General features: G+C 67.7%; 24 protein-coding genes. 10 read left to right on the top strand and 14 right to left on the bottom strand.

Going from position 1 to position 25,830, the window contains the following annotated elements; translation table 11 throughout:
- Window positions 1-99 precede the first annotated feature (99 nt).
- Together CWC60_RS04935 and CWC60_RS04930 are read left to right on the top strand one after the other, a co-directional pair.
- Window positions 100-1,131 carry an NADP-dependent oxidoreductase gene (locus CWC60_RS04935; protein ID WP_109792886.1) on the top strand — a complete coding sequence of 344 codons (1,032 nt, stop codon included), beginning with the start codon at window positions 100-102 and terminating at the stop codon, window positions 1,129-1,131.
- Entirely contained in the window at window positions 1,128-2,273 is a 1,146-nt protein-coding gene (locus CWC60_RS04930) for an acyl-CoA dehydrogenase family protein (protein WP_109792885.1), read from the top strand. Before CWC60_RS04935 ends, CWC60_RS04930 begins: the two co-directional genes overlap by 4 nt.
- Here CWC60_RS04930 and mutL read toward each other — a convergent pair.
- The 7 genes from mutL to CWC60_RS04895 form a co-directional block, all read right to left on the bottom strand.
- On the bottom strand, window positions 2,270-4,075 hold the full coding sequence (gene mutL / locus CWC60_RS04925; protein WP_109792884.1) for a DNA mismatch repair endonuclease MutL: 1,806 nt from the start codon (window positions 4,073-4,075) through the stop codon (window positions 2,270-2,272). The two genes, CWC60_RS04930 and mutL, sit on opposite strands and share 4 nt — an antisense overlap.
- A gap of 11 nt (window positions 4,076-4,086) precedes the next feature.
- Window positions 4,087-5,367: a glucose-6-phosphate isomerase gene (locus CWC60_RS04920; RefSeq protein ID WP_109792883.1), complete on the bottom strand. Its 1,281-nt coding sequence runs from the start codon at window positions 5,365-5,367 to the stop codon at window positions 4,087-4,089.
- A gap of 70 nt (window positions 5,368-5,437) precedes the next feature.
- The gene (locus CWC60_RS04915) at window positions 5,438-6,799 is read right to left on the bottom strand and encodes a M16 family metallopeptidase (RefSeq protein WP_109792882.1); all 1,362 of its coding nucleotides are present in this window, start codon (window positions 6,797-6,799) and stop codon (window positions 5,438-5,440) included.
- Window positions 6,796-8,136 carry a M16 family metallopeptidase gene (locus tag CWC60_RS04910; protein WP_206419773.1) on the bottom strand — a complete coding sequence of 447 codons (1,341 nt, stop codon included), beginning with the start codon at window positions 8,134-8,136 and terminating at the stop codon, window positions 6,796-6,798. The genes CWC60_RS04915 and CWC60_RS04910 overlap by 4 nt, the downstream gene beginning before the upstream one ends.
- A 103-nt stretch (window positions 8,137-8,239) precedes the next feature.
- Entirely contained in the window at window positions 8,240-8,755 is a 516-nt protein-coding gene (locus CWC60_RS04905) for a DUF3035 domain-containing protein (RefSeq protein ID WP_109792880.1), read from the bottom strand.
- On the bottom strand, window positions 8,752-9,294 hold the full coding sequence (lspA, locus tag CWC60_RS04900; protein ID WP_109792879.1) for a signal peptidase II: 543 nt from the start codon (window positions 9,292-9,294) through the stop codon (window positions 8,752-8,754). The genes CWC60_RS04905 and lspA overlap by 4 nt, the downstream gene beginning before the upstream one ends.
- 173 nt (window positions 9,295-9,467) lie before the next feature.
- Complete coding sequence (locus tag CWC60_RS04895) at window positions 9,468-10,673, bottom strand: acyl-CoA dehydrogenase family protein (protein ID WP_109792878.1); 1,206 nt, start codon at window positions 10,671-10,673, stop codon at window positions 9,468-9,470.
- A 184-nt stretch (window positions 10,674-10,857) separates the two neighbouring features.
- Here CWC60_RS04895 and CWC60_RS04890 point away from each other — a divergent pair, with 184 nt between their 5' ends.
- Window positions 10,858-12,381 (top strand): UxaA family hydrolase, encoded by a 1,524-nt coding sequence (locus CWC60_RS04890; protein WP_109792877.1) that lies wholly within the window; start codon window positions 10,858-10,860, stop codon window positions 12,379-12,381.
- Window positions 12,382-12,570: 189 nt separating this feature from the next.
- Here CWC60_RS04890 and truA read toward each other — a convergent pair whose 3' ends face one another.
- The 6 genes from truA to CWC60_RS04860 all read right to left on the bottom strand — a co-directional run bounded on the left by truA (window position 12,571) and on the right by CWC60_RS04860 (window position 18,120).
- The gene (gene truA / locus CWC60_RS04885) at window positions 12,571-13,317 is read right to left on the bottom strand and encodes a tRNA pseudouridine(38-40) synthase TruA (RefSeq protein ID WP_109792876.1); all 747 of its coding nucleotides are present in this window, start codon (window positions 13,315-13,317) and stop codon (window positions 12,571-12,573) included.
- Complete coding sequence (fmt, locus tag CWC60_RS04880; RefSeq protein ID WP_109793002.1) at window positions 13,317-14,225, bottom strand: methionyl-tRNA formyltransferase; 909 nt, start codon at window positions 14,223-14,225, stop codon at window positions 13,317-13,319. The genes truA and fmt overlap by 1 nt, the downstream gene beginning before the upstream one ends.
- Window positions 14,226-14,248: 23 nt before the next feature.
- Complete coding sequence (gene def, locus CWC60_RS04875) at window positions 14,249-14,767, bottom strand: peptide deformylase (protein WP_109792875.1); 519 nt, start codon at window positions 14,765-14,767, stop codon at window positions 14,249-14,251.
- Window positions 14,768-15,007: 240 nt separating this feature from the next.
- Window positions 15,008-15,793 (bottom strand): SDR family NAD(P)-dependent oxidoreductase, encoded by a 786-nt coding sequence (locus tag CWC60_RS04870; RefSeq protein WP_109793001.1) that lies wholly within the window; start codon window positions 15,791-15,793, stop codon window positions 15,008-15,010.
- A complete protein-coding gene (locus CWC60_RS04865) occupies window positions 15,774-17,051 on the bottom strand; it encodes an MFS transporter (RefSeq protein WP_164516370.1) in 1,278 nt (425 codons plus the stop codon). The genes CWC60_RS04870 and CWC60_RS04865 overlap by 20 nt, the downstream gene beginning before the upstream one ends.
- 28 nt (window positions 17,052-17,079) lie before the next feature.
- A complete protein-coding gene (locus tag CWC60_RS04860) occupies window positions 17,080-18,120 on the bottom strand; it encodes an adenylate/guanylate cyclase domain-containing protein (protein ID WP_109792873.1) in 1,041 nt (346 codons plus the stop codon).
- A gap of 77 nt (window positions 18,121-18,197) precedes the next feature.
- Here CWC60_RS04860 and CWC60_RS04855 point away from each other — a divergent pair, with 77 nt between their 5' ends.
- Window positions 18,198-19,079 carry a pseudouridine-5'-phosphate glycosidase gene (locus CWC60_RS04855; RefSeq protein ID WP_206419771.1) on the top strand — a complete coding sequence of 294 codons (882 nt, stop codon included), beginning with the start codon at window positions 18,198-18,200 and terminating at the stop codon, window positions 19,077-19,079.
- A gap of 8 nt (window positions 19,080-19,087) precedes the next feature.
- On the opposite strand, the gene CWC60_RS04850 is transcribed toward CWC60_RS04855, so the two are convergent.
- Entirely contained in the window at window positions 19,088-20,329 is a 1,242-nt protein-coding gene (locus CWC60_RS04850; RefSeq protein ID WP_109792871.1) for a D-alanyl-D-alanine carboxypeptidase, read from the bottom strand.
- A gap of 200 nt (window positions 20,330-20,529) precedes the next feature.
- Between CWC60_RS04850 and clpS the strand changes: the two genes are divergently transcribed.
- The 6 genes from clpS to CWC60_RS04820 all read left to right on the top strand — a co-directional run.
- A complete protein-coding gene (gene clpS / locus CWC60_RS04845) occupies window positions 20,530-20,853 on the top strand; it encodes an ATP-dependent Clp protease adapter ClpS (RefSeq protein WP_109792870.1) in 324 nt (107 codons plus the stop codon).
- Between the two features lie 2 nt (window positions 20,854-20,855).
- Window positions 20,856-23,225 carry an ATP-dependent Clp protease ATP-binding subunit ClpA gene (clpA, locus tag CWC60_RS04840; RefSeq protein ID WP_109792869.1) on the top strand — a complete coding sequence of 790 codons (2,370 nt, stop codon included), beginning with the start codon at window positions 20,856-20,858 and terminating at the stop codon, window positions 23,223-23,225.
- Window positions 23,226-23,317: 92 nt separating this feature from the next.
- Window positions 23,318-23,725, top strand: coding sequence for a c-type cytochrome (locus CWC60_RS04835; protein ID WP_109792868.1), 408 nt, complete (start codon window positions 23,318-23,320; stop codon window positions 23,723-23,725).
- A gap of 67 nt (window positions 23,726-23,792) precedes the next feature.
- Window positions 23,793-24,143 carry a hypothetical protein gene (locus CWC60_RS04830; RefSeq protein ID WP_109792867.1) on the top strand — a complete coding sequence of 117 codons (351 nt, stop codon included), beginning with the start codon at window positions 23,793-23,795 and terminating at the stop codon, window positions 24,141-24,143.
- A 93-nt stretch (window positions 24,144-24,236) separates the two neighbouring features.
- On the top strand, window positions 24,237-24,836 hold the full coding sequence (locus CWC60_RS04825) for a cupredoxin domain-containing protein (RefSeq protein ID WP_206419770.1): 600 nt from the start codon (window positions 24,237-24,239) through the stop codon (window positions 24,834-24,836).
- A 32-nt stretch (window positions 24,837-24,868) separates the two neighbouring features.
- Window positions 24,869-25,830, top strand: a 962-nt coding sequence (locus CWC60_RS04820; protein ID WP_164516301.1) for a multicopper oxidase domain-containing protein, incomplete at its 3' end; no start/stop codon positions are given.

The following is a 25,830-nucleotide window of genomic DNA, read 5'->3' as shown; positions in this document are numbered from 1 at the left end:
GCAAGCGCGGCGCGGGAAATGCACTGTTTCCGTCGTTGAATCCGTTGCGTCTGTCCCGGCGCAAGGTTCTACACTGGACTCGCGAACCGGGGAGGCGACATGGGGCAGAAGACGCGGCGCATCGTGCTGAAGCGCTACATCGAAGGCGTGCCGTCGCCGGACGATTTCGAGATCGTGGACCACGAGCTGCCCGACCTGGCGGACGGCCGCTTCCTGGTCCGCAATATCCTGCTTTCCGTCGATCCGGGCACCCGGGCGCGGCTGTCCGGTCAGGCGAGTTACGTCCCGCCGCTGAAGCTGGGCGAGATGGTCGGCGCCTTTTCCGTCGGTGAGGTGATCGAGAGCCGCCATCCCGACTATGTGCCGGGCGATATCGTCTCTCTCGCCGAAGGCTGGGCTGAGCATCTGGTCTCGAAGGGGCGCGGCTTCATCCGCCGCATCACCGACCGCCGCCTGCCGCTCAGTCCGTGGCTGGGCGTGCTCGGCGTTTCGGGCATGACCGCCTGGTTCGGCCTCAGGCGTGTCGGCGGGCTGAAGTCCGGCCAGACGGTCGTGGTGACCAGCGCCGCCGGCGCCGTGGGCTCGGCGGCGGGACAGATCGCCCGGCTGGAGGGCTGCCGGGTGATCGGCGTCGCCGGCGGGCTGGAAAAGTGCCGCTGGCTGGTCGACGAAGCCGGCTTCGATCACGCCATCGACTACCGATCGATGGACGTCGCCGCCGCGGTGGCCGAAGCCGCGCCCGACGGCGTGGATATCCTGTTCGACAATGTCGGCAACGAAATGATCGACGCGGTCATCCCGTCGATGAACCTGAACGGCGTCATCGTGGTTTCCGGCCAGGTGGCCGCCTACAATCAGGTCGATCCGCCGGGACTGCAGAATACCCGCGCCTTCATCACCCACCGCCTGAAGATGCAGGGTCTGGTGGTGTTCGACGATCTGCCCTGGGACGATGCGGAGCGCGCCATGGCGGAGCACGTGCTGGCCGGCGAGATTGTATGGCGCGACGAGATCGGCGAGGGACTGGAATCGATACCCGAGGCCTTCGCCGGTCTGTTCCGGGGCGAGAACCGCGGCCGGCGGCTGGCCCGTCTGGCCCCCGACCCTTTCGAGCCGGAGGCGAAGCGATGAAGATGACCCTTCCCGAGGCGCTTCTCGCCGACGTCGCCGGGCGCGGTGACGAGATCGAGGCCGCGAGGCGGCTGCCTGCCGACGTCGCCCGGGCGATGGCGAAGGCGGGGCTATTCCGCATGATGATCCCGAAGACCCTGGGCGGGCTGGAACTGCCGGTCTCGGAGTCGCTCGCGGCGATGCGCCGCGTCGCCGCCGCCGACGCCTCGGCAGGCTGGTGCGTCATGATCGCGGCGACATCGGCCTACAAATCCGGCTTCCTGGACCATGAGACGGCTCGCGAGATCTACGGCGATCCCTTGGGCGTCTATGGCGGTATCTTCGCGCCCATGGGCCGCGCCGAACCGGTCGACGGCGGCTATCGGCTGACCGGACGCTGGGCCTGGGCCAGCGGCAGCGCCAATTGCACCTGGCTGTCCGGCGGCGCGGTGATCCGGGAGGGCGACGGCATCGCGAAGCTGCCCAACGGCGCGCCGGATTCGCGGATGATGATCTTTCCCGCCGCCGAGGCGGAACTGATCGACACCTGGATGAGTCATGGTCTGAAGGGCACCGGCTCGGGCGACATGGCGGTCGAAGACATCTTCGTGCCCGAAGCGCGCGCGGTCTCGATGATGACGAGCGTCGCGACCCATGACGGCGCGCTCTATCGTTTTCCGACCTTCGGTCTGCTGGCGCTCGGCATCGCGGCGGTGGCGCTGGGCAATGCCGGGGCGGCGCTGGACGATCTTGTCGCCCTGGCGGCGTCGAAGAAGCCGACCGGCGGCGGGCGCACGCTGGCCGAACGCGGCTACGCCCAGTCCGAACTGGCGCAGGCGCGGGCGAAGCTGGGCGGCGCATCGGCCTTCATGGAGGACGCGGTGGGCCGCGCCTGGACCCTGGCCGAGGCGGGCGACGATCTCGACGTGGAAGCCCGCGCCGATCTGCGGCTGGCGGCGACGCACGCCACCCGGACATCGGCCGACGTGGCGCGGGTCATGTACGACCTGGCCGGCGGGGATTCCGTCTATCTCAAGTCGCCGCTGCAGCGCCGCTTCCGCGACGCGCACGTCATGACCCAGCACATGATGGTCAATCCGGCGACCTGGGAGTTGACCGGCCGCGTCGCTTTTGGCCTGCCCACCGACGCGACGTTTCTCTAGCGCCGCCCGAACAGGCGCTCGATGTCGGCGAGCTTGAGTTCGACATAGGTCGGGCGGCCGTGATTGCACTGGCCCGAATGGGGCGTGCGTTCCATTTCGCGGAGCAGGGCGTCCATTTCCTCGCCGGCCAGCCGCCGGCCCGAGCGGACCGAGCCGTGGCAGGCCATGGTGGCGCAGATTTCCTCCAGCCGGTCCTTCACCCCGTTGGCTGTCTCCAGCTCCGCCAGTTCGTCGGCGAGGTCGAGGATCAGGCCGCGCACGGCGCAGCGGCCGAGCAGGGCGGGAGTCTCGCGGACCACCACGGCGGTGGCGCCGAAGCGCTCGTAGACCAGCCCGAGTTCCGCCATCTCGCCGGCGCGCGCTTCCAGCCGGTCGGCGCTGGTCTCGTCCATCTCCACGACCTCGGGCAGCAGCAGGCCCTGACGGGCGACACCGCTCTCGGCCATCTGCCGTTTCATGCGTTCGTAGACCAGGCGCTCGTGCGCGGCGTGCTGATCGACGATGACGATGCCGTCGCCCGTCTGCGCGACGATGTAGGTTTCGTGCAGCTGCGCGCGGGCGACGCCGAGGGGATAGTCGGAATCGTTCTCGTTCGCCTCCGCCACGCGCGCTGCACTTGGCGGCGCGAGATCGTCCGGCGAAGGCGCCTGCCAGCGCGCCGCCGCTTCCATCGCCGCGGGTTGCGGCCGGACTTGGGCGGCATAGGCGGCGGGATGCCGGGAGAACAGCTCCCGCGATGCCGGCGCGGAAGCCGGCCGGAAGGCGCCGAGCGCCGCGCCCGCGACTGTCGTGGAAGCACGGTGGCCGGCTTCCGCCAGAGCCGAGCGCAGCGCGCCGACGATCAGGCCGCGCACCACGCCGGGCTGACGGAAACGGACTTCGGCCTTGGCCGGGTGCACGTTGACGTCCACCGCGTGCGGCTCGATCTCCAGAAACAGCGCGACGACCGGATGGCGGCCGCCGGAGAGGAAGTCGTGATAGGCGCCGCGCACCGCGCCGACGAACAGCTTGTCGCGTACCGGCCGGCCGTTGACGAACATGTACTGCTGCATCGAGTTGCCGCGATTGTAGGTCGGCACTGCGGCGAGGCCGGTCAGCCGGACGCCCTCGCGCTCGGCCTCGATCGCCAGTGCATTGTCGATGAAGTCGCGGCCCATGACGCGGCCGAGACGCGCCGCGCGCCGGTCCGGCAATTCGCCCTGTTCGGCGGAAGCGGTGAAGGCCGTTCGCTCGCCGTCCTTCAGGGTGAAGCCCACCTCGGGATGCGCCATGGCGAGTCGCTTGATGGTGTCGAGGGTGGCGCCGAACTCGGCCCGGTCGGTCTTGAGGAACTTCAGCCGCGCCGGCGTCGCGTAGAACAGATCCCGCGCCTCGACACGGGTGCCGGCGGCGCGCGGCGCGGGCTTCGCCTCGCCGACCCGGCCGCCGTCGACCGTGATGGACCAGCCCGTATCCAGGCCGGCGGCGCGGCTCTCGATCGCGAGGCGTGAGACCGCGCCGATCGAGGGAAGGGCCTCGCCCCGGAAGCCGAACTGGGCGATGGCCAGCAGGTCGTCGTCCATCAGCTTGGAGGTGGCATGGCGTTCGATGGCGAGCTGCAGGTCGTCGCGGTCCATGCCGGCGCCGTCGTCATCGACGGAGATCAGCGACCGGCCGCCGTCGCGCAGCACGATGTCGACGCGGCGCGCGCCGGCATCGAGGCTGTTCTCCACCAGTTCCTTGACCGCGCTGGCCGGCCGCTCGATCACCTCGCCGGCGGCGATGCGGTTGACGGTGGTCTCGGGCAGGCGGCGAATGGCCAAGAGAGAAGTTCCTATCCGGCGGCGAGATACTGCTTCGTCAGTTTCTTACTCGATTCGACCGCCGGCTGTCCGTAGGCGCTGATGCCCAGCAAGTGCGCCGCCAGCACCGTCTCCAGCATGAAGTGCATGAAAAGGCCGCCCAGCGTGCGTTCGTCCAGACGCTGCAGGCGTATCATCCGCGTCGGATGGCCGCGATCCACCAGCGTCTCGATGGTCGCCCGGGCCTGGATCTTGACGATGGCGCCCAGGCTCTGGCCGCTGAGATAGCCGAGGTCCGGATCCTGAATCAGGTCCGGTTCGATCATCGGTCCGGGCTCCGGCTCGGCCACGGTAATCACGGTGAAGCTCTTGTCCGCCGGCCCGTCCAGCCAGAGCTGGAGCTGGCTGTGCTGGTCCACGGGCCCCAGCGCAGCCACCGGCGTCACGCCGCGGCCGTTCTTGCCGAGGCTTTCAGCCCAGAGCTGTCGGTGCCACTGCGCGAAGCGCTCCAGCGCGCCGGCATAGGGCAAGATGACCTGTTGGGTGCGACCGCGCTCCCGCGCCAGGCCCACGGCCAGGGCCGCGGCGGCAAGGGGGGCGGGGTCCTCTTCTGCGATGGCGCGCTCGAACACCAGCGCCGCGCCCTTGCGCACCGCCATGACATCCAGACCGGCGATCAGGCCGGGCAAGAGACCGACGAGCGACAGCACCGAGAACCGCCCGCCGACTTCCGGGTCGTGGTCCAGCAGGGGGAGGCGCAGCCGGTCGGCCAGCCGCCTGAGCGGGTTGTCGCCGGGTTCGGTGATCACGGTGAAGTGGCGGGGCAGATCCAGCGGCCGCTTCTGCCGCCGCGCCCAGTCGAGCACGGCGAAGGTCTGCGCCAGGGTCTCGGTGGTGCTGCCGGACTTGGAGATGACGACGAAATGGGTCCGCGCGGGTTCGCAGTCGGCCAGCAGTTCGGCGAAGCCGCCGCCATCGAGATTGTCGGCGAAGACCAGCCTGCGTCGCTCCGCTGCCGGTGCGATGGCGACCAGCGCCTGGCCGCCGAGACTGGAGCCGCCGGTGCCGAGAATGACCACCCGCCGGAAATCTTCCCTGAGACGCATCGCCAGGCTCTCGATGACGCGCAGGTCGTCGCGGCGCGAGGCGAGGCCGAAATGGGGCAGACCGCCACGCGCCAGCTCACCGCGTATCTCGCGCAATGCCGGCCGGCCGCGTTCGATCAGCGAGCGGAAGCTGTCCTCCCTCAGGCCGCCGTCACTGACGGTCGCCTCCAGACAGGCGTCGATATAGTGGTCGAATGGCTGGGCCATGACGATCCGATCCGAAGTCCCCTCGAAAACTCGCAAATCGCCACGGCCCCGGCAAGGCCGTGCCGCGCCGTTACTGTGTCTCGGAGGTCTTCTCGGCCAGACCTTCGGGGAGGCCGACGGCGGTCACGATCAACCGATCGAGATTCAGGAGGTCCTCGGCGACACGCATGACGTCCTCGCGGGTGACGGCGTTGATCAGTTCCGGCCGCCGCTCGACATAATCCTTGCCCAGATCGTAGCGCTGCAGCGCGACCAGCAGGTCGGCGATGGCGCGGTTCGAGGTCAAGCTGAGCGGGAAGGCGCCATTGATGTTGGCCTTGGCTTTCTCGATCTGCTCGTCGCTGGGTCCCTCTTCGCGGAAGCGCCGGATGGTTTCCTTGAGGAGGTCCAGCGCCTCGCCGGCCTTGTCGTTGCTGGTCGACAGACCGCCCAGCCAGAGCGCGGCCCGGTCCATCGGCCGGAGATAGCTGTAGACGCCATAGGTCAGCCCGCGCTTTTCCCGGATTTCCTCGGTCAGCAGACTGGAGAAGCCGCCGCCGCCGAGGATGTGGTTCATCACCCGGGCCGCCTCGTAGTCGGGATCGTCGCGGGCGAGACCGGGGGCGCCGAAGACAAAGACCGTCTGCGGCGTGTCATAGGGCACGACGCGCCGCACACCCGGCTGACGTAGCTCCGCCTTGTCCTCGGCGGCAGGAGCGGCGGTTTCGGTCAGCCCGCCGAATGCCACGTCCAGCAGCGGTTTCAGGTCTTCGGGCGAGATATCGCCGACGACGCCCACGATCAGGCGATCCTTTGCCAATTGGTTGTCCACGAAGCCGGTCAGGTCGTCGCGCGCAATCGCGGTGACGCTTTCCTGGGTGCCGTCGATGCTGCGGCCATAGGGATCGTCGCCGAAGGCCACCTCGGAGAAGACACGGCCGGCGATGGCGTTGGGGTTCTGCAGGTCGCGCGCGATGCGGATCAGGATCTGCTGGCGCATCCGCTCGATCGCGTCGGCGTCGAACCGCGGGCTGGTCAGGGCGAGACCTGCCAGGCGGAAGGCCTCTCCGGCGTTCTGCGTCAGAGTCTGCAGCGACATGCCGAATGTGTCCCTTCCGGCCTCGAAGGAAAGGCGGACGCCATGCTCCTCGAGGCGGGTCTGGAAGCTCTGGCTGTCCATCTCGCCGGCGCCCTCGTCCAGCAGGGCGGAAACGAGGTTGGCCCGGCCGGCCTTGCCTTCCGGGTCGGAAACAGCGCCGCCGTCACGCCAGATCGCGGAGACCGCGATCATCGGAATGGCTTCTTCCTGCTTCAACCAGGCAGTGACGCCGCCCGGCGAAGTGACTTCGACGATCTCGGAACCGGCGGCGGGCCGGCCCGCGGCGGCCACGGCAGTGACGACGAGCAGGATGGCTGCGAACTTGGCAGTGAGAAACATGGCGCCCTTCATCATGACGGGTTCTCCGGCGACAGAATGGCGGTGACCGAGGCTTCGGGACGGAAATTGGCCCGCGCGGCGCGCACGACGTCGTCGACCGTGACGGCGCGGAGCCGGTCGGGCCAGCTTTCGACGTCCTCGACCGTGAGGCCGGCGACCAGTGAGGAGCCGAACACGCGCGCGCCCTGGCTCAGGCTGTCGCGCATGTAGACCGCCTCGGCCAGCAGCACGGTTCGGGCGCGGTCCAGTTCTTCCTGTGTTACGCCGTCCTCGATGACCCGGCGGATCTCCGCATCGACGGCGCGCTCCAGATCCTCGATGTCGGCGCCGCGTGCCGGCGTGGCGTAGAGACCGAAGGCGCCGGGGCCGCGGTTGACGCCGGAATACCAGGCGCCGGCGGAGGCCGCGATGCCCTGCTCGACGACCAGAGCGCGGTAGAGCCGGCTGGTCGAGCCGCCGCCCAGGATGTCGCCCAGCACCTGCAGGGCGATGACGTTGTCCGGCTCGCCCCAGTTGGCGCTGTCGGCGATGTACTGGCGCTGCCAACTCGGCTCGGCGACACGGGGGTCGCTGTCGGTGATGCGCCGGGCCGCGCGGTGCGGCGGTTCATGGGGCAGGGTGGGGCGCTCCAGCGCCTCGTTGGCCGGCAGGACGCCGTAATGCTTCTCGGCCAGGGGTTTCAGCTCTTCGGCGGTAATGTCGCCGGCCACGACGAGGATGGCGTTGTTGGGCGCGTAGAACTGTTCGTAGAAGGCCAGGGCGTCCTCGCGCGTCAGGGACCCGATTTCCTCCTCCCAGCCGATGATCGGTTCGCTGTAGGGGTGCGAGAGATAGAAGGTCGCCTGCACCTGCTCGCCGAACTGGCCCTGCGGCGTGGCGTCGGTGCGCTGGCGGCGTTCCTCCAGAATGACCTGGCGCTCGGTCGCGACGCTCTCCGCATCGAGGCGCAGATTGACCATCCGGTCCGCCTCCATCTCCATCATCAGCGGCAGGCGGTCCTTCGCCACGACCTGGAAATAGGCGGTGTAGTCCTGGGAAGTGAAGGCGTTGTCGCGGCCGCCATTGGCGGCGACGATCCTGGAGAACTCGCCGGGCGGAATCTTTTCCGTGCCCTTGAACATCAGGTGCTCCAGGAAGTGGGCGATGCCCGACTTCCCCTTCGGCTCGTCCGCCGCGCCCACGCGGTACCAGACCATGTGCACCACGACCGGGGCGCGGTGGTCGGGGACGACCACCACTTCCATGCCGTTGTCCAGGGTGAAGGTCTGCGGATCGAACAGACCGGCGTCGGCGCGCGGCGCGAACAGCGTCAGGACCATGGCTGCAGCCAGGCCCGCAATCAGGGGTCGCACGTAAGGCCCTCCGTCGTCATCAAGTGACCGTCTGCCGGTCATTTGGCGGCGCGGGTCCGGCTGCGCAAGTCGCGTTCGCGTCATTCACCCCGAAGGGGGAGGATCAGAACAGGCCGGGCTTCTCGATCGTGGCGCGTTCCTGGGGCGTGGCTTCGCGGGTCTCGCCGCTGCTGCGGTCGAACAGCACCAGGTCGGTGAGGGTCGTGTTGAGGCGCTCGAGCGCGCGTTCCTGCTGGGCGGCGAGGCCGCGAACGCCGCGCGGCGGCGTCAGCGCCCCGGCCTGGCGCAGCAGCGCCAGTTCGCCGACCGTGGCGTCGTCGGGGACCGTCTCGCTGCCGTCGACGCCGCCGACGACGCGGCCGTCGGCAGTAATCACGGCGCGCTGCTGCGGCCGGTTGACACGGGGCAGCGCCGACTGGTCGACGCCACCCGATCCCGGCGGACGCAGGCTGAATTCCGGCGGGACCACCAGCGGCGAGAAGACCGTGACACGCGATTCGTCGGGTGACGTCTTCTCCAGACCGAGGATGCCGCGGGCGCTGTCGCAGCCGCTCATGGCCAGGGCCAGGACAAGCAGCGCGGCGAAACCGAAGCCGGTGCGAATGATCTGCTGATTCATGGCGCCCTTTTAGAACGATCCCCGCGCGCGAACAAGGAATCGAAAAGCAGCAGGACGACGCCCACGGAGATCGCCATGTCGGCAACGTTGAAGGCGGGCCAGTGGTTGGTGCCGAAGGTGTCGATCGCCCATTGCGCGGCGGCGCCCGACAGATGGACGTCGAAGAAGTCGGCGACCGCGCCATAGGCGAAACGATCGATGGCGTTGCCCACCGCGCCGGCGATGACCAGCGTCAGGCCGGCGCGGAGCGCCCGGCCCTCGGCGCGCGCCAGCCAGACCGCCAGCGCCGTGGCGACGGCCAGATTGATCAGGCCGAGGATGAGCGGTGCGCCGGAATCGGAGAACATCCCGAAGCTCACGCCCGTGTTCCAGACCATGACGATGTTGAAGAAGGGCAGGATCTCGATCGGGCGGCAGATCTCCGGCAGGCCGTCGATGATGGTGCACTCCCGCCCTTCCATGACCGAGATCAGCCAGATCTTGCTGAGCTGGTCGACGGCGATCAGGACGAGCGCGATGAGGAAGGGGCGAAGCGGCATGAGTCCCGAAGCTGGAGCGGAAGGGGATGGGCGCGAACGTCGTCTCACATAGACCTCGCCGCCTCCCGCGCCAAGGGCCGACGAAAGAAGGCCGGGGCGCGAACCCCGGCCTTCCCTCATTTTTCGATGGCTGAATCCCGGCCCGGGGGCCGGGATGACGCGTCACCGACGCATCAGTTCCAGCGGCGGATTTCCAGCCGCGCGAGCTGGTCGCGGTGCACCTCGTCCGGACCGTCGGCCAGACGCAGCGTGCGCTGGTGCGCGTACATCGACGCCGTGCCGAAGTCGGTGGTGACGCCGCCGCCGCCATGGGCCTGGATGGCCCAGTCGGTGATCTTGCAGGCGATGTTCGGCACCGAGACCTTGATGCCGGCGATCTCGCGGCGGGCTTCCTTGTTGCCCACCGTGTCCATGCGCCAGGCGGCGTAGTACACATAGAGGCGGTTCTGGTCGATCATGATCCGGCTCTCGGCGATGCGTTCCTTCCAGACCGACTGCTCGATCACCGGCTTGCCGAAGGCGACGCGGGACTTGAGCCGCTTGATCATCTTCTCAAGCGCCCTTTCGGACACGCCGATGGAGCGCATGCAGTGATGAATGCGGCCCGGGCCGAGGCGGCCCTGGGCGATTTCGAAACCGCGGCCCTCGCCCAGCAGGATGTTCTCGGCCGGCACGCGGACATTGTCGAAGATCACCTCGCCATGGCCGTGCGGCGCGTCGTCATAGCCGAAGACCGGCAGCATGCGCTTGACGGTGATGCCCGGCGTGTCGCGCGGCACCAGGATCATGGACTGCTGCTTGTAGCGATCGGGGTTGTCCGGGTCGGTCTTGCCCATCAGCACCAGGATCTTGCAGCGCGGATCGCCGATTCCCGACGACCACCACTTGCGGCCATTGATGACGTATTCGTCGCCGTCGCGCTCGATCCGCGTCTGGATGTTGGTGGCGTCGGAGGACGCGACCTCGGGCTCGGTCATGGCGAAGCAGGAACGGATCTCGCCGGCCAGCAGCGGCGTCAGCCACCGCTCCTGCTGCTCCTTGGTTGCGTAACGGGCCAGCACTTCCATGTTGCCGGTGTCCGGCGCCGAGCAGTTGAAGATCTCGGAGGCGAAGGGGGAGCGGCCCATGATCTCGCAGAGCGGAGCGTATTCCAGGTTGGTGAAGCCGGGGCCGCCTTCGTGCTCGGGCAGGAAGAAGTTCCACAGGCCTTCCGACTTCGCGACCTTCTTCAGCTCCTCGAGGGTCGGAATCGGCTGCCAGCGGTCGCCTTCGGCGATCTCGTCCGACATCTTCTCCTCGTTGGGATAGACGTACTTGTCCATGAACGCGCTGATGCGTTCCTGCATCTCCAGGCTGCGTTCGGTCTGGATGAATTCCATGAAGTTCCTCCCCTTCTGCGATTGATCGGCCGCGCGGACAGATTGCGGCGCGGCGCCTGCGAAAGCTGCGGCGGATCATAACGGGGCCCTTCCGCCTTGTCATAGCCCTGAATGTCCGGCGGGTTGCATCTGTCGCATGCGTGCGCCGAAGGCTATATTCGGTAACGAAACAAGGGAGGCGGCAATGACCGAGGCGCTGACGATACGGCTCGACGACAGGGACAACGTGGCCGTGGCCCGCGTGGACATCCTGCCGGGCACTGAGATCGGGGGCGGCGTGAAGGCGGCGCATCACATCCCGGCCGGCCACAAGATCGCGCTTTCCGCCATCGCCGACGGCGCGGCGGTGCGGAAATACGATCAGATCATCGGCTTTGCCGAAGGCGCCATCCGGCCCGGCGATCACGTCCACACCCACAACTGCGTCTTCGCGATGTTCGACCGCGACTATGCCGTGGGCCAGGACGTGAAGCCGGTCGATTACGTGCCCGAGGCCGAGCGGGCGACCTTCGACGGCTATCGCCGGGCGAACGGCCGGGCCGCGACGCGGAACTACATCGGCATTCTCACCTCGGTGAACTGTTCGGCCACGGTGGCGCGCTACGTCGCCGAACAGTTCCGTCATCCCGACATGCTGGCCGAATATCCGAACATCGACGGCGTGGTGGCGCTGACCCACGGCACCGGCTGCGGCATGGCCTCGACGGGGGAGGGCATGCGGATGCTGTCGCGCACCTTCGCGGGCTATGCGCGGCATCCGAACTTTGCCGGCCTGCTGTTCATCGGGCTCGGCTGCGAGGCAGCCCAGCTCGGCATGATGATGGATGTCGAGGGACTGAAGCCGGGGCCGCTGCTGCACATGTTCACCATCCAGGACTCGGGCGGCACCACGGCGACGGTGCGCAAGGGCGTGGAACTGGTGAAGGAGATGCTGCCTCACGCCAACGCCTTCCGTCGCGAGCCGATCCCGGCCTCGGAACTGATCCTGGGGCTGGAGTGCGGCGGCTCGGATGCCTATTCAGGCATTTCCGCCAACCCGGCGCTTGGCGCAGCCGCCGACCTGCTGGTCCGCCATGGCGGCACCGCCTGTCTCGGCGAGACGCCCGAGATCTATGGCGCCGAGCATCTGCTGACCCGCCGCGCGGTCAGCCCGGAAGTCGCCGACAAGCTGATCGCCAGGATCCGCTGGTGGGAGGACTATGTCGCGAAGAACGACGGCTCCATGGACAACAACCCCAGCCCCGGCAACAAGGAGGGCGGGCTGACCACCATCCTCGAGAAGTCTCTCGGCGCCGCGGCCAAGGGCGGCACCACGAACCTGGCCGACGTCTATGCCTATGGCGAGCGGATCGCATCGAAGGGCTTCGTGTTCATGGACACGCCCGGCTACGACCCCGTCTCGGTGACAGGCTTTGTCGCCGGCGGCGCGAACGTGGTCTGCTTCACCACGGGGCGCGGCTCGGTATTCGGCTGCAAGCCCGTGCCGTCGATCAAGCTGGCGACGAATTCGGCGATGTACGGCCGCATGTCCGACGACATGGACGTCAATTGTGGCCTGGTCATCGACGGGGAGAAGTCGGTCGCCGAGATGGGCGAAGAGATCTTCCGGAAGATCCTGGCTACGGCTTCCGGCGAGCCGACCTGCTCGGAGCGGCTCGGCTTCGGCGATGACGAGTTCCTGCCCTGGCAGATCGGCGCGGTGATGTGATTTGAAACCGCGCTGTGTGGGATGGACGGGCCGGCACACAGCGCGGCTCCGGCATAGCTGATATTGCCGCACGCACGCGGGGGCGTCTTCCCCCTTCGTCGCTGCCCGGCTTGTCCGGGCAGCCCATGAGAGATGCCGGTCGATGGATTGCCCGGCTGAACCGGGCAATGACGTCGGCGCGCAGGGCGGCTACCGCGGCGGATATTCTGCCCTGGCGAAATAGAGCCCGTGCGCCGGTGCGGTGGGGCCGGCGGCGATGCGGTCGCGGGCATCGAGCGCGGCCTTGACGTCGGCCGGCGTCCAGCGACCCTTGCCCACTTCCACCAGTGTGCCGGCCATGATGCGGACCTGGTTGTGCAGGAACGACCGCGCCGAGCAGGCGATCCGCACTTCCTCGCCTTCCCGCGCCACCTCCAGCGTGTCGAGCGTCTTCACCGCCGTCTCGGCCTGGCAGTGGGCGGAGCGGAAGCTTTCGAAATCATGATGCCCGAGAAGATGCGCCGCCGCGGCGTTCATCGCGGCGACGTCGAGCGGCTGGGATAGGTGCCAGACGCGGCCCCGGTCCAGCGCCGGGACGGCGGCGCGGTTCAGGATGCGATAGAGATAATGGCGCTTCACGCAGTCGAAACGGGCGCTGAAACCGTCTCGGACGGCCTCGACCGAGAGCACGGTCACCGGGTGCGGGCGGACGTGATGGGCCAGCGCGTCGCGGATCCTGGACGCCGGCATCTCCCGGGCGATATCGGCATGGACCGTCATGGCCAGCGCATGGACGCCGGAGTCCGTCCGGCCCGCGGCGATCGCCGTCACTGTTTCCCCGGTGAAGGCGTGGATGCCTTCCTCGATCACCTGCTGGACCGCGAGGCCGTTTGTCTGGCGCTGCCAGCCGACGAATCCGGCGCCGTCATATTCCAGCACCAGGCGGTAGCGCGGCATCAGTCCAGCACTGCGCCGGCGGGGATCGCGCGGCCGCGCTGGAAGGTGGCCGCATCCATCGGTTTGCCGCCGGCGCGCTGCAGCACCTCCAGCCGGATCAGCCCGTCGCCGCACTGCACAGTGAGTTCTTCGTCGACCACCACGCCCGGCGCGACCTCGGCGGCGCCGGCGGCAGGCGTCGCCATGTGAACCTTGATCCGCTCGCCCTCGTGCTCGAACCACGCCCCGGGGAAGGGGGCGAGGCCGCGGATCAGCCGGTCGATTTCCGCGACCGGCCGGGTCCAGTCGATATGCGCCTCCGCCTTATCGATCTTGCCGGCGTAGGTCACGCCATCTTCGGGCTGGGGCGTCAGTTCCAGAGTGCCTTCGATCAGCCGCCGCAGCGCGTCGACGATAAGCGCCGCGCCCATCTCCCCCAGGCGATCGTGCAGGCTCTGGGTGGTGTCGCGCGGGCCGATGGCTGTTTCCGCCTTCAGCGCCATGTCGCCGGTGTCCAGGCCGGCGTCCATCTGCATGATGGTGACGCCGGTCTTTTCGTCGCCAGCCATGACCGCGCGGTGGATCGGCGCCGCGCCGCGCCAGCGCGGCAGCAGCGAGGCGTGGATGTTGAAACAGCCGAGCCGCGGCGCGTCGAGAATCGCCTGCGGCAGGATGAGGCCGTAGGCGGCGACCACGGCGACGTCCGCCTCGTGCGCCGCGAATTCCGCCTGCGCTTCCGGCTTCTTCAGCGACACCGGGGTCAGAACCTTCAGCCCCAGCGCCTCGGCGGCGGCGTGGACCGGGCCGGGAATCGTCTTCCGCCCCCTGCGGCCCGCGGCGCGCGGCGGCTGGGAATAGACCGCGGCGATCTCGTGGCCGGCCGCGTGCAGCGCGCGGAGCGCGGGCACCGCGAAGTCCGGGGTGCCCATGAAGACGATGCGGAGTGCGGCGGTCACCCCGCAGCCTTCAGCTTCTTCGCCTTCTTCAGCCGCTTCATGATCATGGATCGCTTCAGCGCCGAGATGTGGTCGACGAAGAGCACGCCGTCGAAATGGTCCAGCTCGTGCTGGATGCAGGTCGACAGCAGCCCGTCGGCCTCCAGCGTCTGCGGCCGGCCCTCGCGGTCGAGATAGTCGACGGTGATGCGGTCGTGGCGCTCCACCTCGGCGTACTGCTCGGGCAGCGACAGACAGCCTTCCTCGTAGGCGCGCATGTCGGGCGACGCCTCCCGGATCACCGGATTGACCAGGTGGATCGGCTCCGGCGCCGCGTCGTCCGCCGCGCAGTCCACCACCATGACCCGCTTCGGCACGCCCACCTGGATGGCCGAAAGGCCCACGCCGGGGGCGTCGTACATGGTCTCCAGCATGTCGTCCATCAGCCGGCGGAGATCGTCGTCGACGGTCCCGACGGGCTCGGACTTCACCCGCAGACGCGGGTCGGGCGCGGTGATGATGGGCAAGAGGGCCATGGGCTAATTCTACTCGAAAGTTCCGGAAGCCGCATGGAGTTAGGTCGCCGCAGCCGGAGCGTCAAGTGGCGGGGAGGGCCCCATCCCTCATGTCATGCCCGCCCCCCCGAACAGTGTCAGGGGCAGGCTTGTGCGGGCATCTGGTTCAGCAGGGCATCCTGCTCCGACCGTGCCGGCGCGGCGGCCGACCGGACCCCCGGCACGCGGCGGGGGCGCCAGTCATCGACCTGTCGTCGAGGATTACCGCGCGACGGTGGGCGCGAAGCCCAGATGGTAGCCGCCGTCGACCAGCAGCGTCTCGCCGGTGATCAGGTCGGAACCCTGGATGAACATCAGGATCGCGCGGGCATTGTCTTCCGGCGTCGAGACCTTCTGCAGCGGGTTGGTCTTCAGCTGGTGCTGCAGGAAGCCGTCATAGCGGTCCTCGCCCATGCCCTCGCGCAGCCACTTGCCCTGAATCATCCCCGGGCAGATGGCGTTGACGCGGATCTCCGGACCCAGCGCGCGGGCCAGCGACAGCGTCATGGTGTTCAGCGCGCCCTTGGAGGCGGCATAGGCCACGCAGGAGCCGAGGCCGGTGACGCCGGCAATGGAGGAGACGTTGGTGACGCTGCCGCCGTTCTTGCGCATGTGCGGCGCGGCGTGCTTGATCATCTGGTAGGGGCCGACGACGTTGACCGAGTAGATCCAGCGGAAATCGTCGGCGTCCAGACCATCGAGGTCCGAATGGGCAACGAACTTCGTGGTCCCGGCATTGTTGACCAGGTGATCGAGGCGGCCGAACTCGCCGATGCAGGCGTCGACCAGTTTCCTGCAGTCGTCGTCCTCGGCGACATTGGCCTGCACGGCGATCGACTTCACGCCCTCGGCGCGGCACGCCTCCATGGTCTCCTCGGCCTCGGCCTTGGACTTGGTGTAGTTGACGACGACGTTGCAGCCCTGCGCGGCCAGCAGCTTCGCGGTCGCCGCACCGACGCCGGTCGCCGAACCCGTGACGATGGCGGCCTTACTCTTCAGATCCTGCATTCTTCTTCTTTCCTCCCGGTACCAGGAACCAGATGAACGCCAGTGTTTCCACGGCGATGATGATGAGAAGTCCCGTCTCGTAACCTTCGCGGGCGTAGCCGCCGGCCTCGGTCAGCGGGAACCGGTCGATGATCCAGCCCAGGCCCGAGGCGATGGCGAAGACGCCCAGGAAGACGAAGACGTTGAGCGCAGAGTTCACCCGGCCGGCCAGGTTGAGCGGAAACTGACCGCAGAGCCAGGGGAAGGCCAGCGCCGACATGTTGGAGCTGAGGCCCAGCAGGATCCATGGCCAGTGGCCCGAAGGGTCCCAGCCCAGCGCGATCGATATCTGCGAGAAGATCAGCACGGAGACGCCGCCGGCCATGATGGCGTGCAGCGGGATGCCGTATCGGCCCAGCACGTCGGCGACCACGCCGCCCAGCACGAATCCGGCCGTCAGGGCGATGCCCAGCGTCTGCAGATAGATCGCCACCGTCGCCTGGTCGAACAGCGCCACGTCCTTCAGCCACAGGCCGGCCCACTGGTTGTGGATCGCCATGCCGGTCGCCATGGTCATCACCGCCATCGGCGCGATGCGCCAGTAGGCGCGGCTGGAATAGACCCGCTTCAGGCTGCCCAGCAGTTCGCTGGCGGGAATGGGATTGGCGCTGCCCGGCTTCTCCGGGACCACGGTGAAGATCAGCAGCGAGGAGGCGGCGGACGCGCCCGCGATCCAGAAGAACAGGTCGTGCCAGGAGATGAAGGTAAGCAGGTGCTCCACCGGCGTCGTCGCCATAAGCGCGCCGAGGCCGCCCATGCCCAGCAGGCAGCCGTTGACCAGCGGCCAGCGGTTCTGCGGAAACCACAGCGTGATTGCCTTGAACGAGCCCATCAGGCCGGCGGCGCAGCCGAGGCCGATCAGCGCCCGGCCGACGATCAGCGTCTCCGGGTTCGTGCCCAGGCCGAAGATAACCGCGCCCGCGCCGGCGATCAGCAGCAGCACCGTCTGCACCCGCCGGGGGCCGTAGCGGTCGAGGGCCATGCCGACGGGCAGCTGCGCCAGGCCGAAGGCGAGGAAATACGCTGCGCCCACCAGGCCGAGCACGCCGGCGTCGAGCACCAGTTCCTCGCGTATGCGGTCGCCGATCAGCGAGGGCAGGGCGCGGTAGAGATAGGAGAGGAAATAGCCGCTGGCGAAGGGCAGGAATACCGTCGCGACGATCCTGATCCAGTAGCCCGATCCCGGCCGCTCGCTGTCGACCGCCGCCCGTCCTGACACGTCCGATCCTCCCCGGATCCGCTGCAACCTATGGCGCCGGCGCGTAGACGGCGACCGGTCTTGTTTTTCCCCGTACCCCGGTCTCCCCCATGGGTTCAAGGGCAGGGCCGTCTTCGCTGGGCTCCGCGTCGCGCAGGGCCTCGCTGACCAGCAGCGGCCGGCCGAGTGTACGGCACATGTCGACCAGCCGCGAGGCCGTGTTCATGGCGTCGCCGAGGAAGACGATCTCCTGACGGACATCGCCCATCTCTCCGATCACCACCGGCCCGGCGTGGATACCGATGCGCAGCGCCGGCGCCGCTCCGTGGGTATTCTTGTAGCGCGCTTCCGCCGCGGCCAGTAGCGCGTGAAATTCAATCCCGCATTGCAACGCGCGGCTCCGGCCCGCTGCCGTGTCGGGCCAGGATACGATCATCTCGTCGCCGACATACTTGTGAATGACGCCGCCCAGTTCGATCACCGGTGCGGACAGATCGCGGTAGACGTCGTTCAGAAAGCCGTGGAAGCCGAGGTCGCCAATGCGTTCGGCGATCGCAGTCGAGCCGACGAGATCGGCGAACAGCAGCACCCGGTTCTCCACCACGGGGCGGTGATAGCGGCCGGTCAGGAAGTTCAGGAACACCGCCTGGCCCAGCAGGCCGTTGATCGCCATGGCGAAGTTCACCCCGATGCTGAACAGGACCGAGAAGCCCACCTGGATGACCGTCTGGGCGTTCCAGCCGAAAGGGTCGGCGCCTTCGATCGAAAACACCGTCGCCCCCGACCAGATACTCAGCATGATGGCGGCGAGGTAGATCAGCGAACGTACGCCCACATTGCCGAGGAATGTCAGCCGCCGGACCCACAGGCCTGCGGGGCGATTGACGTAGATGTATTCCCAGGCGGTCAGCAGCCCGGCAATGAGTCCGCCGGTCCAGACGCCGCGCAGCGCGGCGCGGGCGTAGGCGCGCGTCTCTCCATCGCCATCGCCGGCGCCGGCGATGGCGAGACCGAACACCGCGCCGAGGCCGGCGGCGATGGCGACAATGAGGAGCGAGATGCGGAGTTGCTGGCGCGTTCGTCGTTGCATGGCGGGACCGGACCGTGGTCTTGTCCGGCGGTCTGGACCGGACAGGGGGGAGCGGAGGGGTGAGACTAGCGCCGGAAGTGGCTGAGGCCAAAGCCTGCGGCGCGCCAGTGGTGGCGCTGGAATCCACGATCATCGCCCATGGCTTTCCGTGGCCGGACAACCTCGAACTGGCGCGGGAGATGGAAGACGCCGTGCGCGCGGCCGGGGCCGCGCCGGCGACGATCGCCATCCTCGACGGCGAGGTCCGGATCGGTCTCGCGCCCGCCGAGATGGAACGCCTGGCCGGCGGCGGCGTCGCCAAATGCGCGCTCGGCGATGTGGCGGCGGCGATCGCGGCGGCCAGGGACGGCGCCACGACCGTCTCGGCCACGGCCCATCTGGCGCGCAGGGCGGGCATCGACGTCTTTGCCACGGGCGGAATCGGAGGGGTGCATCCCCGCACCGGCGATGATGCGCCCGACATCTCGGCCGACCTGCCCGCGCTGGGCCGGACCTGTGTGCTGATCGTCGCCTCGGGCGCGAAGTCCATCCTTGATCTGCCGGCCACGCTTGAGGTGCTGGAAACCGAAGGGGTGGCCCTCGCTGGCTATGGGACCGACATCTTTCCGGCTTTCCACACCGCCGACAGCGGCCTCGCGCTCCGCCACCGCGTCGACAGCCCGGCGGAGGCTGCAGCCCTGCTGCGCGCTCAGCGTAGGGTCGAGGCGCCGTCGGCGGTGCTGATCGCCAATCCGCCGCCGGCGGAGTTCGCCATCGCCCGGGAGCGGCTGGACGGCTGGATTGCCAGGGCGGGCGCAGAGGCCGCGGCCGCCGGGGTCAGCGGCGCGGGCCTGACGCCATGGCTGCTGCGCCGGCTGGACACGCTTTCGGAGGGCGAAACGACACGGATCAACCGCGCGCTGGCGATCGCCAACGCCCGTCTCGGCGCGGAAATCGCGGCGGCGTTCGCGGCCGCCTGAGAGTGGCGTCAGCCCCCGGCGGAAACCTTCACCACCAGACAGTCGAGGCGCTGGCTCTTGAGGGTTTGGCAGGTTTCCTGAGCCTCGTCCCGGGTCAGTTCCAGGATCCGCGCCCGGTAGATGGAGCGGGCAGTATCGGGAATCGATTCGATCGCCACTGGCCGGTTCTGCAAATAGGTCGGCGCGGCGGAAACGGCGAGGCGCGCGCCCGCGGTCGCCCGCTTCTGGGAACTGAAAGCGCCCACCTGGACGCCGTAAGGGGCGTTGTCGGCGCGCCGCGCCGGGGGCGGCGGTACCGCCGCGTGGGCGCTGGAGACGACGGAAAGGTCGATGCCGGCAAGCGCCGAGGACGGCGCGCCCGTTCCGGGCCGGCCCGGGGGCAGCGGCATGGCGACGAGCTGGCGCGCCTTTTCCCGCTCGAGCGCCCGCTGGAAACCGATGCCGAGAATCTTCTTCATCTGCCGGTTGCGCCGAGCGCCGGTCTTGCCGCCGATTACCACGGCAACGAGCCGGCGCCCATAACGCACCGAGGAGGCTGCCAGGTTGAAGCCGGACGCATTGATGTAACCGGTCTTGAGGCCGTCGACCCCCGGATAGCCGTTCAGCAGCTTGTTGGTCGAGGTGTAGGTGCGGCCTTCCCAGGTGAATTTCCGGGTCGCGAACAGATCATAATACTCGGGGAAGTCGCGGATCAGCGCCAGCGCCAGGGTCGAGATGTCGCGGGCAGTGGATTTCTGGTGACGGTTGGGCAGGCCGTTGGCGTTGCGGAAGCTGGTGCGGATCATACCCAGTTCCTGCGCCTTTTCGGTCATCTCGCGGGCGAACAGGATTTCGGTCTTCGCCATGGACTCCGCCAGCACGACCGCGGCGTCGTTGGCCGACTTGACGATCAGCGAAAGGATGGCATCGCGCACCTTGATCGACCCGCCCCGTTTCAGACCCAGCTTGGAGGCGGGCATGCCCGCGGCGCGTTGCGATACAGGCAGACGCTGTTCCATGCCGAGGCGGCCGTCCCGCAGCGCCTCGAATGTCAGATAGAGCGTCATCAGCTTGGTCAGCGAGGCCGGATAGATGAGCGTATCGGGCCTGTAGTCGTAGAGCACCTGACCGGTCGCGGCGTCCACCACGATGCCGGTGTACTGGCGCTTTGCGTGCGCTGGCCCGGACAGGCCGACGAGAACCAGCGCCGCCGCCAGAAGGAGGGGCGCCAGCATCTGCGGGCCGAGTCGGGCGAATCTCTCGAGGGTCATCTGGCTACCTCTGCCTGCGGGCCGATTCGAAGCGATTCGTCAATACCTTACCGGGTTGAGGCGGTCGGGTCTATGTGATGGTGCGATCAATACCTATATTTGCCCGAGGCGTTGGACGATCGGGTCCACGAGACGCTTTCGTCCCGCGACGATTCTCCGTTAATCTTCCCTTCCGAGCTTGCTGCTACCATCTGGACACCATGGCCGACAAACGTATCGATAACGACAGCGAGACGGGCGTCGTCACAAAGGCGAAGCCGAAGACCAAGAAGCCGTCGCTCTGGCGCGTGCTGATGCTGAACGACGATTACACACCGATGGAATTTGTCGTCTACGTCCTGCAGCGCTATTTCAACAAGGATCAGGAAGCGGCGACGCAGATCATGCTGCACGTACACCAGAAGGGAGTGGGCGTCTGCGGCGTCTACCCCTACGAGGTCGCCGAGACCAAGGTCACCCAGGTCATCAACCTGGCGCGGGAGAATCAGCACCCCCTGCAATGCACACTAGAAAAGGCTGAATAGGCTTGCCCTCACTGTCCAAAAATCTCGAAGACACCCTGCGCCGCGCGCTCCGGCTGGCCGGAGAGCGGCGGCACGAATACGCGACGCTCGAGCATCTGCTGCTCAGTCTGACCGAGGACCAGGACGCTCTGGCGGTGCTGCGCGCCTGCAATGTCGACGTGGCCGCGTTGGGACGCGACCTGACCGACTTCGTCGACACCCAGCTCAGCGATCTGGTGCAGGATTTCGAAGACGAGGCCAAGCCGACGTTGAGTTTCCAGCGTGTGGTCCAGCGGGCGCTGATCCATGTGCAGTCGTCGGGCCGCGAGGAGGTGACGGGCGCCAACATTCTGGTCGCGATATTCGCCGAGCGTGAAAGCCACGCCGCCTACTTCCTGCAGCGCCAGGACATGACCCGTCTCGACGCCGTCAGCTATATCAGCCACGGAATCGCCAAGGCGCCTGGCATGAACGCCGCGCGCCCGGTCCGCGGCGCGGACGAGGAGGCCGTCGAAGGCGAAGAGAGCGAGGAGCCTGGCGAGACCGAGGAGGCCGAAGACGGCCGGCCCGAGACCGAAGCGCTCTCCGCCTATTGCGTCGACCTCAACGAGAAGGCGCGTTCGGGCAAGATCGATCCGCTGATCGGGCGCGCTCTGGAGATCGAGCGCACGATCCAGATCCTCTGCCGGCGCTCCAAGAACAACCCGCTCTACGTGGGCGAACCGGGTGTCGGCAAGACCGCCATCGCCGAAGGCCTGGCGCGGCGCATCGTCGAGGGCGACGTCCCCGAGGTGCTGAAGGAGGCCACGATCTTCGCCCTCGACATGGGCGCACTGCTGGCCGGCACGCGCTATCGCGGCGATTTCGAGGAGCGGCTGAAGGCCGTCATCCGTGAGGTCGAGGACTATGACGGCGCGATCCTGTTCATCGACGAGATCCATACCATCATCGGCGCCGGAGCGACCTCCGGCGGCGCCATGGATGCGTCCAACCTGCTGAAGCCGGCGCTGGCTTCGGGCACGATCCGCTGCATCGGCTCGACGACCTACAAGGAATACCGCGGCTATTTCGAGAAGGACCGTGCGCTGCTGCGCCGGTTCCAGAAGATCGACGTCAACGAGCCGACGGTGGACGACGCCATCAAGATCCTTACCGGTCTGAAGCCGTACTACGAGGAACACCACAACGTCCGTTACACCCATGATGCGCTGAAGACGGCGGTCGAACTGTCGGCCCGCTACATCCATGACCGCAAGCTGCCCGACAAGGCCATCGACGTCATCGACGAGGTGGGCGCGGCCGAGATGCTGAAGCCGAACAACCGCCGCAGGAAGGTGCTGGGCGTGAAGGACGTGGAAGCGGTCATCGCCAAGATGGCCCGCATCCCGCCGAAGTCCGTCACCAAGAAGGACGAGAGCACGCTGGCCAACCTGGAATCCGACCTCAAGCAGGCGGTGTTCGGCCAGGACTCGGCGGTCGAGGCGCTGGCCTCGGCGGTCAAGCTGGCCCGCGCCGGTCTCCGCGAACCGGAAAAGCCGATCGGCAGCTACCTGTTCTCGGGCCCGACCGGCGTCGGCAAGACAGAGGCCGCGCGGCAGCTGGCCGAAACCATGGGGCTGGAACTCCATCGCTTCGACATGTCGGAATACATGGAGCGTCACACAGTCAGCCGTCTGATCGGCGCGCCGCCGGGCTATGTCGGTTTCGATCAGGGCGGCCTGCTGACCGACGCGATCGACCAGCATCCGCATTCGATCCTGCTGCTCGACGAGATCGAGAAGGCTCATCCGGATGTCTTCAACCTGCTGCTGCAGGTGATGGACCACGGCAAGCTGACCGATCACAACGGCAAGAAGATCGACTTCCGTAACGTCATCCTGATCATGACCACGAACGCCGGCGCCGCCGAGATGCAGAAGCAGGCCATCGGTTTCGGCCGCGGGCTGAAGGAAGACGAGGATTCCGAGGCGATCAAGAAGATCTTCACGCCGGAGTTCCGCAACCGCCTCGACGCCGTGATCGCCTTCGCGCCGCTGGGACCGGAAGTGGTGGCCCGCGTGGTCGACAAGTTCGTCCTGCAGCTCGAGGGCCAGCTCATCGACCGCAACGTCACCATCTCCCTGACCGACGCCGCACGGAGCTGGCTCGCCGACCGAGGCTACACGGTGGAGTTCGGCGCCCGGCCGCTGGCCCGGGTGATCCAGGAATCCATCAAGCAGCCGCTGGCGGAGGAGCTGCTCTTCGGCAAGCTGAAGAAGGGCGGGCATGTGAAGGTGCGGCTGGCCGAGGGCAAGCTCGCCTTCGACCTGGAGGCCGCGCCCGAGAAGCCCGGGAAATCGAAGAGGTCCGGCGGCGGCAAGCGGAAGAAGTCGGTCTCCCAGAACAGCAACTGAGGTCCCGGCCGGCGGCCGCGCGGCCGCCGGCTTGACCTTCCCCCTGCGGGAGGGATGAGACTGCATCTTCCAAAGCAGTATCCGGAATCGACATGAGACTGGTTTCTCTTGCCTTTGCGGCCGCGGTGATCGCGGCGACCCTGGCCGGCATCTGGTGGCTCGGCCAGAGTCCCGATTCCGGCGGCGGCGCGCAGGTGGCCGTTGACGTACCGGATCTGTCAGCCGAGGCCGAAGCCGGCGCAGCGGTGTTCAAGCGGAGCTGCGTCGTCTGCCACGGCGCCAATGCGGCCGGGGGCCCGGGCGGCCCGCCGCTGGTCCACCGGATCTACGAGCCCTCACACCATGGCGACGGGGCCTTCGTCCGCGCCGTCCGGCAGGGCGTACGCCAGCATCACTGGAACTTCGGCGACATGGCGCCGATACCCGGCGTCAGCGATCAGGAACTCGCGCAGATCATCGCCTATGTCCGCGAACTCCAGCGCGCCAACGGGATTGAATAGCGGTGTCCCCCGTTTCACGCGTCATTGACTTGATTCCGGCGGCCCGCCGGTCTGAATTGGATTCGTCATGAAGTTCCCCGCCGCCGATTTTCGCCGTCTGCTCATCCTGGCGATGCTGATCGGGCTGCTGGCGCCGCTGGGCGCGTTCGCCCTGGGGACAGGCCACATGAACCATGACGACGGCCATGTCTATCATCGCCACGGCGACGGTGCTGTCCCGTCCGCGGTCGATGACCATGACCGCGTTGGCTGTTCGGTCGCCACGCCGTGCGACCACGGCTTCTGCGCCAGCCTCGCCCTGCCGGAACCGGTGTCCGTTCGGACGCCGAAGGCGGCGCGCCATGACGGCGCCGTCGACGCGCTTGTCGACGGACTCGCGTCGCGGCCCATGCCGCCCCCGCCCAGACCGCTCTCCTGAGCCCTCGAATGCCGCCGGCCATCCGGCGGCCGGACCGATCAATCGACGCGCCGCATCAGCGCGAACGGCGGCGCGCGTTCAGGAGAGACGACAATGAAATCCATTCGAAATCTTCGTGGCCTCGCCATGACCCTTCTTTCTGCCGCGGCCCTGGCGGCTGGCGGGCACGCAGCGCTGGCCGCTGGAAGCCACGACGGGGGGCACGGCCACAAGCAAGAGAAGGCCGAAGCCGGCCACGGTCACGGGGAGCATGGCAAAGGTGAACGCCGCTCGATCGGTCACGCCGGCGACCCGGCGAATGCCGAACGCACGGTCGAGATCACCATGCTCGACAACAGTTTCGAGCCGGAGAAGCTGGTGATCGAGGAGGGCCAGACTGTCCGCTTCGTGGTCACTAACAAGGGCGAACTGGTTCACGAGTTCAACATCGCCACCGCGGCCATGCATTCGTCCCATCAGGCCGAGATGATGGAGATGATGCAGAAGGGCGTGCTGGGCGCGGACAGGATCCATCACGACAAGATGGGCGAGCACGGCATGCGCCACGATCACGCCAACAGCATCCTGCTGGAGCCGGGCGAGAGCGGTGAGGTCGTCTGGACCTTCGACACGGACGCCGAACTGGAATTCGCCTGCAATGTACCCGGGCATTACGAATCCGGCATGAAGGGCCCGATCCGGCTGCACCAATGATCGCTCTTCATCCGAAACAGGGAACACAACACATGCGCAATTTCGCAATCGCGCTCGCCGCGGCAACGCTCGTCCTGGGCGCCGGCGCCGGCGCCGTCTCGGCGGGCGAGTACGAGATCACCGTCGACCGGGTCGGGATCGACACCGGAGATTTCACCCGCACGGGTGTCGGTTTCAACGGGGCCAGCCCCGGGCCTGTCCTCCGGTTCAGGGAGGGCGAGGACGTGACCATCAGAGTCACCAACAACCTCACCGAAAGCACCTCGATCCACTGGCACGGGCTGATCCTGCCCTACCAGCAGGACGGCGTGCCGGGTATCAGCTATCCCGGCATTCCGGCCGGCGAGACTTTCACCTATCGCTTTCCCATCGTGCAGAGTGGCACCTACTGGTTCCACAGCCACACGGGCTTCCAGGAACCTGACGGCGCCTACGGCGCCATCGTCATCGAGCCGAAGGAGCCCGAGCCCTACGCCTGGGACCGGGAGTACGTCGTCCAGCTCGCCGATGCGCACCCCCATTCGGGCAACCGCATCATGCGCAATCTCAAGATGATGCCGGACTACTACAACCGGAAACAGCGGACGCTGTTCGACTTCCTGGGCGATGCCGAGGACAAGGGCTTCGGTGCGGCCCTGAGCGACCGCAAGGCCTGGGGCGACATGCGGATGATGCCGACGGACATCGAGGATCTGCAGGGCTTCACGCCGCTGATCAACGGCAAGGGACCGGCGCAGAACTGGACAGGCCTGTTCTCGCCCGGCGAACGGGTTCGGCTCCGCTTCATCAACTCCTCGGCGATGACCTATTTCGACATCCGCATTCCCGGCCTGGAGATGACAGTGGTGCAGGCCGACGGCAACGAGGTGCAGCCGGTCGTCGTCGACGAGTTCCGCATCGCGGTGGCCGAGACCTTCGACGTCATTGTGGAGCCGAAGGACGACCGCGCCTACACCATCTTCGCCGAATCCATGGGCCGCACGGCCTATGGCCG

The sequence above is a fragment of the Minwuia thermotolerans genome (assembly GCF_002924445.1).
Lineage (GTDB): Bacteria > Pseudomonadota > Alphaproteobacteria > Minwuiales > Minwuiaceae > Minwuia > Minwuia thermotolerans.
Note: the sequence above shows the minus strand (reverse complement) of the source record. Positions and strands in the feature narration are given on the sequence as shown.

Excerpts from the sequence above, each read along its gene's own strand:
- CWC60_RS04935 (WP_109792886.1), top strand. The coding sequence starts at position 100 with ATGGGGCAGAAGACGCGGCGCATCGTGCTGAAGCGCTACATCGAAGGC.
- CWC60_RS04930 (WP_109792885.1), top strand. The coding sequence starts at position 1,128 with ATGAAGATGACCCTTCCCGAGGCGCTTCTCGCCGACGTCGCCGGGCGC.
- CWC60_RS04920 (WP_109792883.1), bottom strand. The coding sequence starts at position 5,367 with ATGGCCCAGCCATTCGACCACTATATCGACGCCTGTCTGGAGGCGACC.
- CWC60_RS04915 (WP_109792882.1), bottom strand. The coding sequence starts at position 6,799 with ATGATGAAGGGCGCCATGTTTCTCACTGCCAAGTTCGCAGCCATCCTG.
- CWC60_RS04905 (WP_109792880.1), bottom strand. The coding sequence starts at position 8,755 with ATGAATCAGCAGATCATTCGCACCGGCTTCGGTTTCGCCGCGCTGCTT.
- lspA (WP_109792879.1), bottom strand. The coding sequence starts at position 9,294 with ATGCCGCTTCGCCCCTTCCTCATCGCGCTCGTCCTGATCGCCGTCGAC.
- CWC60_RS04895 (WP_109792878.1), bottom strand. The coding sequence starts at position 10,673 with ATGGAATTCATCCAGACCGAACGCAGCCTGGAGATGCAGGAACGCATC.
- CWC60_RS04890 (WP_109792877.1), top strand. The coding sequence starts at position 10,858 with ATGACCGAGGCGCTGACGATACGGCTCGACGACAGGGACAACGTGGCC.
- truA (WP_109792876.1), bottom strand. The coding sequence starts at position 13,317 with ATGCCGCGCTACCGCCTGGTGCTGGAATATGACGGCGCCGGATTCGTC.
- fmt (WP_109793002.1), bottom strand. The coding sequence starts at position 14,225 with ATGGGCACCCCGGACTTCGCGGTGCCCGCGCTCCGCGCGCTGCACGCG.
- def (WP_109792875.1), bottom strand. The coding sequence starts at position 14,767 with ATGGCCCTCTTGCCCATCATCACCGCGCCCGACCCGCGTCTGCGGGTG.
- CWC60_RS04870 (WP_109793001.1), bottom strand. The coding sequence starts at position 15,793 with ATGCAGGATCTGAAGAGTAAGGCCGCCATCGTCACGGGTTCGGCGACC.
- CWC60_RS04860 (WP_109792873.1), bottom strand. The coding sequence starts at position 18,120 with ATGCAACGACGAACGCGCCAGCAACTCCGCATCTCGCTCCTCATTGTC.
- CWC60_RS04850 (WP_109792871.1), bottom strand. The coding sequence starts at position 20,329 with ATGACCCTCGAGAGATTCGCCCGACTCGGCCCGCAGATGCTGGCGCCC.
- clpS (WP_109792870.1), top strand. The coding sequence starts at position 20,530 with ATGGCCGACAAACGTATCGATAACGACAGCGAGACGGGCGTCGTCACA.
- CWC60_RS04835 (WP_109792868.1), top strand. The coding sequence starts at position 23,318 with ATGAGACTGGTTTCTCTTGCCTTTGCGGCCGCGGTGATCGCGGCGACC.
- CWC60_RS04830 (WP_109792867.1), top strand. The coding sequence starts at position 23,793 with ATGAAGTTCCCCGCCGCCGATTTTCGCCGTCTGCTCATCCTGGCGATG.
- CWC60_RS04825 (WP_206419770.1), top strand. The coding sequence starts at position 24,237 with ATGAAATCCATTCGAAATCTTCGTGGCCTCGCCATGACCCTTCTTTCT.